Annotated in this window: 10 protein-coding genes; 4 read left to right on the forward strand and 6 right to left on the reverse strand. The window is 38.7% G+C overall.

Annotated elements, in window-relative coordinates:
* On the reverse strand, positions 1–170 hold a 170-nt coding region (locus BCG07_RS19775), incomplete at its 3' end, for an SsrA-binding protein (protein ID WP_286891682.1).
* 145 nt (positions 171–315) lie between these two features.
* Here BCG07_RS19775 and BCG07_RS19780 point away from each other — a divergent pair.
* Together BCG07_RS19780 and BCG07_RS19785 are read left to right on the forward strand one after the other, a co-directional pair.
* Positions 316–756 carry an SRPBCC family protein gene (locus tag BCG07_RS19780; protein WP_006793935.1) on the forward strand — a complete coding sequence of 147 codons (441 nt, stop codon included), beginning with the start codon at positions 316–318 and terminating at the stop codon, positions 754–756.
* Positions 753–1,076, forward strand: coding sequence for an RnfH family protein (locus BCG07_RS19785; protein WP_008130063.1), 324 nt, complete (start codon positions 753–755; stop codon positions 1,074–1,076). The genes BCG07_RS19780 and BCG07_RS19785 overlap by 4 nt, the downstream gene beginning before the upstream one ends.
* 53 nt (positions 1,077–1,129) lie before the next feature.
* Here the strand turns inward: BCG07_RS19785 and BCG07_RS19790 are convergent, their stop codons facing one another.
* Positions 1,130–1,489, reverse strand: coding sequence for an outer membrane protein assembly factor BamE (locus tag BCG07_RS19790; RefSeq protein WP_006793933.1), 360 nt, complete (start codon positions 1,487–1,489; stop codon positions 1,130–1,132).
* 107 nt (positions 1,490–1,596) lie between these two features.
* Here BCG07_RS19790 and BCG07_RS19795 point away from each other — a divergent pair, with 107 nt between their 5' ends.
* Entirely contained in the window at positions 1,597–1,911 is a 315-nt protein-coding gene (locus BCG07_RS19795) for a GIY-YIG nuclease family protein (RefSeq protein WP_006793932.1), read from the forward strand.
* On the opposite strand, the gene BCG07_RS19800 is transcribed toward BCG07_RS19795, so the two are convergent.
* The 4 genes from BCG07_RS19800 to ilvC form a co-directional block, all read right to left on the reverse strand.
* Positions 1,884–2,801, reverse strand: coding sequence for a M20/M25/M40 family metallo-hydrolase (locus BCG07_RS19800; protein ID WP_286891678.1), 918 nt, complete (start codon positions 2,799–2,801; stop codon positions 1,884–1,886). The genes BCG07_RS19795 and BCG07_RS19800 overlap by 28 nt on opposite strands.
* On the reverse strand, positions 2,798–3,973 hold the full coding sequence (locus BCG07_RS19805; RefSeq protein ID WP_243531248.1) for a tetratricopeptide repeat protein: 1,176 nt from the start codon (positions 3,971–3,973) through the stop codon (positions 2,798–2,800). The genes BCG07_RS19800 and BCG07_RS19805 overlap by 4 nt, the downstream gene beginning before the upstream one ends.
* A 119-nt stretch (positions 3,974–4,092) precedes the next feature.
* Positions 4,093–6,006 (reverse strand): methyl-accepting chemotaxis protein, encoded by a 1,914-nt coding sequence (locus tag BCG07_RS19810; protein ID WP_286891679.1) that lies wholly within the window; start codon positions 6,004–6,006, stop codon positions 4,093–4,095.
* Positions 6,007–6,184: 178 nt separating this feature from the next.
* Positions 6,185–7,657, reverse strand: coding sequence for a ketol-acid reductoisomerase (gene ilvC / locus BCG07_RS19815; protein ID WP_010557222.1), 1,473 nt, complete (start codon positions 7,655–7,657; stop codon positions 6,185–6,187).
* A gap of 134 nt (positions 7,658–7,791) precedes the next feature.
* On the opposite strand from ilvC, the gene ilvY reads away from it, so the two are divergent.
* On the forward strand, positions 7,792–8,615 hold an 824-nt coding region (gene ilvY / locus BCG07_RS19820; protein ID WP_286891681.1), incomplete at its 3' end, for an HTH-type transcriptional activator IlvY.

Genomic DNA, 8,615 nt, shown 5'->3' on the forward strand with positions numbered 1-8,615 from the left:
TGTATATAAGTTTCAGAGATATTTACTTTACCAGCTCGGATACTTTTTACTTCCCAGCCTTGTAGTTCGACACCTGCTTCAAACTTATCGTGTAAAAAATACTCATGTCGCGCTTTTTTGTTTAGCGCGATGGTATTGCTTGTCGATTTTGATGAATTTTTCTTAGCCATAGTGCCCTATAATATACGTAATGTGAGATGTTTTACATCGATTTTTAGTAATGATTTTAAAAAATTAGATCTAATTTATGCGTCATGAAAGTTTGGGGAAACGAACAAAGCTTGCTAAAATTCGCCCACACATTTGGGAGTGAGTATGCCACAAATTGAAAAAAGTGCGCTGGTTATGTACAGCACTAAAGAAATGTTTGATCTAGTTAATGATGTAGAAGCTTATTCTCAGTTTTTACCAAATTGTTCTGATTCAAAAATTGTTTCGCAGCAGCATAATAACATGACCGCGAGTATAGAAATATCTAAGGCGGGTATAAAAAAGTGGTTTACCACCGAAAACACCTTTATAGACGAACAAACCGTGTTATTAAAACTGGTTGATGGTCCATTTAAAACGCTTAAAGGGCGTTGGCATTTTCAAGCATTAGATGCCCATGCATGCAAAGTTTATTTAGAGCTTGAATTTGAATTTTCGAGCAAAATTATTGAGCTTGCGTTTGGTAAAATTTTTAATGATGTTGCAAAAAATATGGTAAGTGCTTTTACTTCGCGGGCTAAAGAAGTATACGGAGCGCGAATATGATTAACATTGAAGTTGTTTTTGCTTTACCTACTACTGCAACCTGTTTATCGATTGAGGTGCAGCCAGGCTGCACGGCCGAACAAGCGGTTATTCAGTCGGGTATTATTGAAAAGTGCCCTGAAATAGACGCAAATGCACTTACATTAGGTGTATGGAATAGAACGGTTAAGGCAAACTACGAATTAAAAGATGGTGATCGTATTGAAATATACCGTCCATTAATTGCAGACCCTAAAGATGCACGAAGAAAACGCGCTGAAAAGGCAAAAGAAGAAGGCCGAGCAAATAAAATAACGGGTGGTCGCCCACTCGAGCGATAATTTAGGTATAAAAAAAGGTAAGCAAAGCTTACCTTTTTACTTTAGCGACAATATTATTGTTCTAAAGGGGTGTTGAAATTTTCTGGCTGATCGTAGTCACCTGAAAGCGAAACAAGTTTTTCATTTTCAAAGTTAATCACTAGCTCTTTATGTTGCTCGTTTTCACGGCCTTTATTGAAGCTGTAAACATAACGCCATGTGTTGTTATCAAAAGCATCTGTGGCAATAGGACGGCCTAATACATAAATAACTTGGTCTCGAGTCATGTTTACACGAAGCTTTTCAACATCCGATTGCTCTAAAAAGTTACCTTGAGGGATGTTTATTCTGTATACCCAGCTAGAGCAACCTGCTGCAGAGCTAAGTGTTAAAGCGACGATAAGCCAAAGAGAAAAAGTTTTTAACGACTGCATTGTTTGTTGTGATCCTTATTTTTTATAATCTGCATGATACCGATTAGTCACTGAAGGTAAAACCCTTTTAAGCAATTGTTTTGAGTTAAGGGTATTAAGGTAATATTTTGACCACCAATAATGAAAAAAGTTTACAAACCCTAGAGCCAAAAACACATACTTCAGGCACTTTATGGCACTTGTACATAGTGCAAACACGGTTTGGGCACTGGTATACCGGCATTACTACTAATGTAGATAAGCGCTTTGCAACGCATCAAGCGGGTAAAGGGGCGAAAAATTTAAAAGGTAAAGGGCCTCTTATACTTATTCATCAGCAGGAAGTTGGGAGTAAAAGCGAAGCGAGTAAGCTTGAGTGTAAAATAAAAAAGTTACCAAGGGCAAAAAAAGAGGCTTATGTTTCAGCGTTTAAATCATCATAATGATGGTGCGCTAACTGTTTAATAAAGCCCTCTATTGCGAGTACGGTACTTACATACTTAGGTATATCAATGTGCTGTACGGTGTCTTTAGTTGTGTGGTGGTGAGGGTCGTGACCCATTCCAAAGTAAACATACGGTATGTTGTTTTGCGCAAATGAATAATGATCGCTTGCCTTATGCCAATCAATATTTTGTGATTTAATTAGCCGATTCATTTGTTTTGACGAATAGACAGGTTTGATTGTTATTTTAGTGTTATTTAAGGCGGTGAATACGGGCTTAAGTTTTTGTTTTAATGAATAGGATGTTAATGCATACACGCGGGATTTATGTTTTTTCACCCCAAGCATATCTAAATTTATATTCATTAAAACGTTATTTGAGTTAAGCGTTTGTGCAAAGTGTTTACTGCCATGTAAGCCATTTTCTTCTGCGTCAGTTAATACAAATACCAATTCGTAAGGGAATTCTTTATTTTGTAACGAAGACGCCAAGTAAAGCAGGGCAGCAACGCCTGTTGCATTGTCGTTTGCCCCAAAATAATATTTTCCACCTCGCTTACCAAGGTGATCGTAATGGGCTGTAATAATTATTTTTTGACATTGTGTTGATTTGGTGGGCACTGCAATAATATTAATGCCTTGTGCATGCTCAAAAATGCCTGACTTATAAGTAAACGTTTGCTCACTTACATTTAGGTTAAACTTAGAAAGCCTACTATGTAGGTATGCTCGCGTGTTTGCTGCACCTTCTGTTGCTGTTTTTCGGCCCATGAGCGGATTGCTTGCTAAATGGTTTAAATCATCAATAAGCTGAGTGTGAAGGGCATTCCCATAACTATTAGCGCACACACATATTAAAATTAAGCATAAAAAGTATTTAATGGTCATAACTTTGCTGTTAATGAAAGTAATGCGTTTAATTTACTCTCATAACGTTTTTTGTCATGTAAAAAGTCAGCTTTTTTACCTGCTTGTTCAAGATGGTATATCGCTTTTTGGGTGTTTCCCCATTTAAAGTACACGCTAGCTTGACCAAAGTGGCTTTCGTGTAATGAAGGCGCAAGGCTATAGGCTTTTTTATAATGTGCTAATGCAAGTGCAAAATTAGATTGCTCAAACTCTGTATTACCAAGGGATACATGGTAATAAGGGTTGTTTTGACGCTTGATGTGTAATTTTTTTAAGATGTCAGTGCCTAACTCCGAACGGCCTGTTAGCTGATACAAAACAGCCAAGTTACCTTTTGCAGTATTGTTGTTTTGATTAAGCAATATTGCGTGGGTGTAGGCTTTTTCAGCTTCAGTTAAGTAGTTTAATTGTCTAAACAACACGCCTAAATTCCCCCATCCAGCACTAAAACTAGAGTCGACTTTAACTGCATTACGAAAGTAGTTATAAGCTAAGTCGTACTGCTTATTAACAAGTGCAATAGCCCCTTTATTGTTATAAAACATGGCTGTGATAGTGTTTTTGCTAATAGGTGTTGTTTTAAAGCGAGCCTGACGGCTATTAGGGTCAAAGTCTATTATTAAGCGTTTTTTGCCTTGGTAAATAAATACCGACTGGTTAGAAGGTTCAGTGGCGGTATCAATACTTAAGTTAATGTGGCCTGTCAGTAGGTTAAATCCATTGTTAAGAGCCCAATATTCTGGGATATGAACGTTATTAAACCGTGCTTTTATATCTAAATAGTCAGCAAGGCTATACGCTAAAATAGAGAGCGATAAGTAATTTGCATTTAAGTTTTTAAAGGTTTGTGATGCGGTGAGGGTTGCCCCCGATTGATATGAAAGCGAATCATCACCATTTTTAAGTAAAAAGCTCAATATATTGTGTGCTAGCGTTTGGGCAGATTGCTTACTTTTTAAATGGCTTTTGAGCTGCTGCTTGAGGCTGTCGCTGAGAGTAAAAATTTCTTCTGGTGATTCTAGAGTATGTAACTCAAACGAATTTATTTGGAGCAGTTTAACTGGTGGTGCGACAAGCGGTGTTGAGCTGCATGCGCCCAGCGCAAATAGCCCTACAAATATGATCAAAAACTTAAATTGATTAGTTTGCATATCCACCTCCAAACTAATTGTAGTCGCAATTTTGTTTAGAGGAGGTGTTTAATACCAATTCGCGTTGATATCAACCCATTGGGATCATTGATTAAGCGAATTGGTATAGTTCAGAGATTTTAACGGTGTTTTTCAAAGGTTGCTACTAAGGCATCTAATGTTTGAGCGCTGCTTGCTAGGTCACGAATAGCTTGCTCAGTATTCATCTGCTCACTCATGGCGTTGTCGCTAATTTCGCTAATTTGCTCAATGTTACGCCCTACATCGGCTACTACATTACTTTGTTGTTCGGTAGCCGTTGCAATTAGGGTTGCCATGTCATTTATTTGATTAGATGTTTCGCTAATCACATCAAGTAACTCAACGGAGTTTTGCATGGCCCCCACACTTTGCTGCGCTTTATCTTTTGACTGGCTAATATCTTTTACTACGTCATCTGATATTTGGGTCAGCTCTTCAATCATTGATTGAATTTCGTTGGTTGATTGTGAAGTGCGGTTTGCCAGCGCTCTTACCTCATCGGCAACAACCGCAAACCCTCTGCCATGCTCACCAGCACGAGCAGATTCGATTGCCGCATTTAACGCCAATAGATTTGTTTGTTCTGAAATACTGCGAATCGCATCAATAATACTGGCAATATCAACCGTCTTTTTAGAGAGCAGTGACACTTGCTCTGTTATGCCGTCAATGTCGCTTGCAAGCGCAGAGATAGTTGCTTGGCTTTGCATTACCTGATTGTGGCTTTGCATTGTGTTTTCGCGACTGCTATCGGTAAGTTTGGCGGCGTTAGCTGCGCTTTGAGCAATCTCTTGCACAGTTGCACCCATTTGGTTAATGGCTGCGGCTACAGAAATAGTTTGTTCTTTTTGGCTGTCTATAGCCTGAGAATTACGTTTAGCTTGCTCAAACACATGGTCGGAACTGCGCTTTATATCGTGGCTTTCTGTGGCAACTTGGCCAATGGCCACTTCAATTTTACTAATAAACTGATTAAAGCCCGCGCTTAAGTTATTAAGCTCGGCTTGGCTTGATTCGGGTAACCTGTATGCTAAGTTTGCGTCGCCAGAACCTAAACGAGAGAATAATTCGCCCATTTTAAATAACGGCGAAGACAACGAACGCGCTAATAAGTAACTAATTAGGCTAGCAATTAAGGCAATGATTAAAGTAAATGTAAATATTTGCCACTGAAGCGTGCTTACACTTGCAAATACTTCACTCTTTGGTACTTGAGCCACAATAAATAAGTCGGTGTTTTCTATCGGGGTTGCTGCTACAAGGGTGGCTTGGCCATCGAGGTCGATTTCTTTTAACCTAAATCCGTTTGAGCTTAATATTTCATTACTGATATTAGCTTCATACACCGAATCAATATTTGCTTTTGCTACTTTATTTGAATCTTTGTGCAATTGAATAAGGCCGCTTTTATCAGCAATAAATACAAACCCTGTTTGCTCAATTTTAAATTGTTGCAGTAGCTTTTGCATGTCAGTGATACTTTTTGCAAGCCCTGCCAAACCTTTACCATTTACTTGTTGGTGGTTAATGAACATTTTTACGTCGTTCACTGACTCTTGGTAAATACTGATAGAGTAGGGTTTTCTTGATTCTTTGAAGGCAAAAAACCACCCATCGGCTTCATCGTTTTTTAGTACGCGTAAAAAGCCCTCTTGATTCCAGTATTGTGCGGTGTTTCGGTTAGCCCACGATGCAGTCGCTAAGTCGTATTGTTCTACCAAGCGGTTAAGCTCTTTTAAAAGCAATGCATCGTTATTATTGGTTTCTGCCCATTGTAAAATAAATTCGTTTGATGAGAGTTGCTCTGCAGCACCAATTAGCATATTTATTTCACCACCAATGTGGTTACTAATTGTTTGCAGCTTACCTGGTAGCTCTGACTCAATCATGCGTTGTTCTATTATATCTTCAGAACTGTATAACGATGTAATGCCAATGAGTGCTGCAACAAAAATAGCGATGCCACTGCCAAGAGCTGTAATTTTTTGAGTAATGGAAAGGTTTTGTATCATTTTATAATAATTTTTTACAACGAAGTAGAATATGATGTTAGCACACAATTTATTTAGAGTTAAATAATGCGAATGAACAAAAAAATAGCCTCTTTTTAACTAAACTATAAGGCATAAAAAAGCCCACACGCAAAGCATGTGAGCTTGGTTTCTAACAAGCGAAACTTAAAGGATAAAGTTAAACAATTTTTTTCATGGCTGACATATAGCCACGTAATTTAGCGCCTACTATTTCAACCGGGTGCTCACGCAGCGCTGTATTAATTTCAATTAACGCTTTGTTGTCTACTTGGTTACTTTGCTCACCTAAGCCTTTACCAATTACATCGGTGTCGATATTTTTCATAAAGTCAGCAAGTAATGGTAAGCAAGCATGGTTATATAAGTAACACCCATATTCAGCAGTGTCTGAAATAGTACGATTCATCTCAAATAACTTTTTACGTGCAATGGTATTAGCAATCAGTGGTGTTTCGTGAAGCGACTCGTAGTACGCAGACTCTTCAATAATGCCAGCCGCTGTCATAGTTTCGAATGCAAGTTCAACACCTGCTTTAACCATAGCGACCATCAAAATACCGTTGTCGAAGAATTCTTGTTCTGAAATTTCTACATCACCAGCGGGTGTTTTTTCAAAATTAGTTTCAGCGGTTTCTGCGCGCCATTTAAGAAGGTTAGCATCATCGTTTGCCCAATCTTCCATCATTACACGTGAGAATGTACCGTCGATGATGTCGTCTTGGTGCTTATTATAAAGTGGACGCATAATAACTTTTAGCTCTTCACTAAGTTCAAATGCTTTCACTTTTGCTGGGTTAGATAAACGGTCAAGCATGTTTGTTACGCCGCCGTATTTAAGAGCTTCTGTGATCACTTCCCAACCAAATTGAATTAGTTTAGATGCGTAACCTGCATCAATTCCTTTTTCAATCATTTTGTCAAAACATAAAATAGAACCCGTTTGTAACATGCCGCATAAAATAGTTTGCTCACCCATAAGGTCTGATTTAACTTCAGCAATGAATGACGATTTAAGCACGCCTGCGCGGTCACCACCTGTGCCAGCAGCGTAGGCTTTAGCTTGTGCTAGGCCATGACCTTGTGGGTCGTTTTCTGGGTGAACGGCAATAAGTGTTGGTACACCAAAACCACGTTTGTACTCTTCACGTACTTCAGAACCTGGGCATTTAGGTGCAACCATGATTACAGTGATATCTTCGCGAACCTGCATGCCTTCTTCAACAATATTAAAGCCATGTGAGTAAGCAAGTGTAGAACCTTGCTTCATTAACGGCATGATGGCGTTAACGACTGCTGTGTGTTGTTTATCTGGCGTTAAATTAAGTACTACGTCAGCTGTTGGAATTAGCTCTTGGTAAGTACCTACAGTAAAGCCGTTTTCAGATGCGTTTAAAAATGATTGGCGGCGCTCAGCAATAGCTGAATCGCGTAACGTATAAGACACGTCTAAACCTGAATCGCGTAGGTTAAGGCCTTGGTTTAAACCTTGTGCGCCACAGCCTACAATAACTAGTTTTTTACCTTTAAGTGCGTTTACACCGTCTGTAAATTCGCTTGCGTCCATAAATTCACATTGCGCTAATTGCGCTAATTGTTCGCGTAAAGGTAAGGTATTAAAGTAATTCGCCATTGTTAGTGTCCTATAAATATGTTTGTTAGATGCGCTTTATTTTGCGCTTGTAAACACCATATTTAAAAATGTTACTTGCGTAAAATGATATATTTGAATTAAAGTGTTTCAAAATATGAAATACTGGTGTTGCTATGGATCATAAGCATTTAAAATATTTTTTAGCGTTGGCTAAAACACTGCACTTTGCTAGAGCAAGCGAGCTTTGCCATGTGAGTGCGCCTACATTAAGTCGTAATATTAAACACCTAGAAGAAGAGGTGGGCGTTGCGCTATTTATACGCGATAACCGCAGTGTAAAATTAACAAAAGAGGGAGAGTCTTTTATTGATTACGCCACTGCTACCCTTGCTAACTGGCAACGATTTAAAGCTAATGTGAAAGAGCCACAGCAACATATTTATGGGAAAGTCAGTATTTATTGCTCTGTTACCGCCTCTTATAGTTTTTTGCATCAAATTTTAGAGCAACTCAGAGCGCAGCATCAGTATATAGAAATAACTTTAAATACGGGCGACCCTGCACTAGCTATAAACCGTGTGCTCGATGGTCATGAATCAATGGCAATAGCAGCTAAACCCGGAAAATTACCCGCGCAAATTGCTTTTGTAGATATAGGCCATTCACCATTAGTGCTTATTGGTCCAAAAGTTCAATGTACGATTACTGAAAAATTAACATCAAACAATACAGAGCTTGATTGGTCTGAATTAGAGTTTATTGTGCCTGAACAGGGTTTTTCTAGGCAGCGCCTAGAAATGTGGTGGCGAAAAAACAATATTCACGGAAAAATTTATGCACAAGTGGCGGGGCATGAGGCAATGGTGTCTATGGTTAGCCTAGGATTTGGTGTAGCAATGGTTCCTAAAATAGTATTAGATAACAGCCCACTAAAAGATAAAGTACAGATACTCACACCAAAAATGCAAGCCCCTGAAGGCTTTGACATTGGCTTAGC

This window comes from Pseudoalteromonas sp. ESRF-bin5 (genome assembly GCF_002632075.1).
Classification (GTDB): domain Bacteria; phylum Pseudomonadota; class Gammaproteobacteria; order Enterobacterales; family Alteromonadaceae; genus Pseudoalteromonas; species Pseudoalteromonas marina.

Bases quoted from the DNA above. Each gene is read 5' to 3' on its own strand.
- BCG07_RS19805 (WP_243531248.1), bottom strand. From the start codon at position 3,973: ATGCAAACTAATCAATTTAAGTTTTTGATCATATTTGTAGGGCTATTT.
- BCG07_RS19810 (WP_286891679.1), bottom strand. From the start codon at position 6,006: ATGATACAAAACCTTTCCATTACTCAAAAAATTACAGCTCTTGGCAGT.
- BCG07_RS19790 (WP_006793933.1), bottom strand. From the start codon at position 1,489: ATGCAGTCGTTAAAAACTTTTTCTCTTTGGCTTATCGTCGCTTTAACA.
- BCG07_RS19800 (WP_286891678.1), bottom strand. From the start codon at position 2,801: ATGACCATTAAATACTTTTTATGCTTAATTTTAATATGTGTGTGCGCT.
- BCG07_RS19780 (WP_006793935.1), top strand. From the start codon at position 316: ATGCCACAAATTGAAAAAAGTGCGCTGGTTATGTACAGCACTAAAGAA.
- BCG07_RS19785 (WP_008130063.1), top strand. From the start codon at position 753: ATGATTAACATTGAAGTTGTTTTTGCTTTACCTACTACTGCAACCTGT.
- ilvC (WP_010557222.1), bottom strand. From the start codon at position 7,657: ATGGCGAATTACTTTAATACCTTACCTTTACGCGAACAATTAGCGCAA.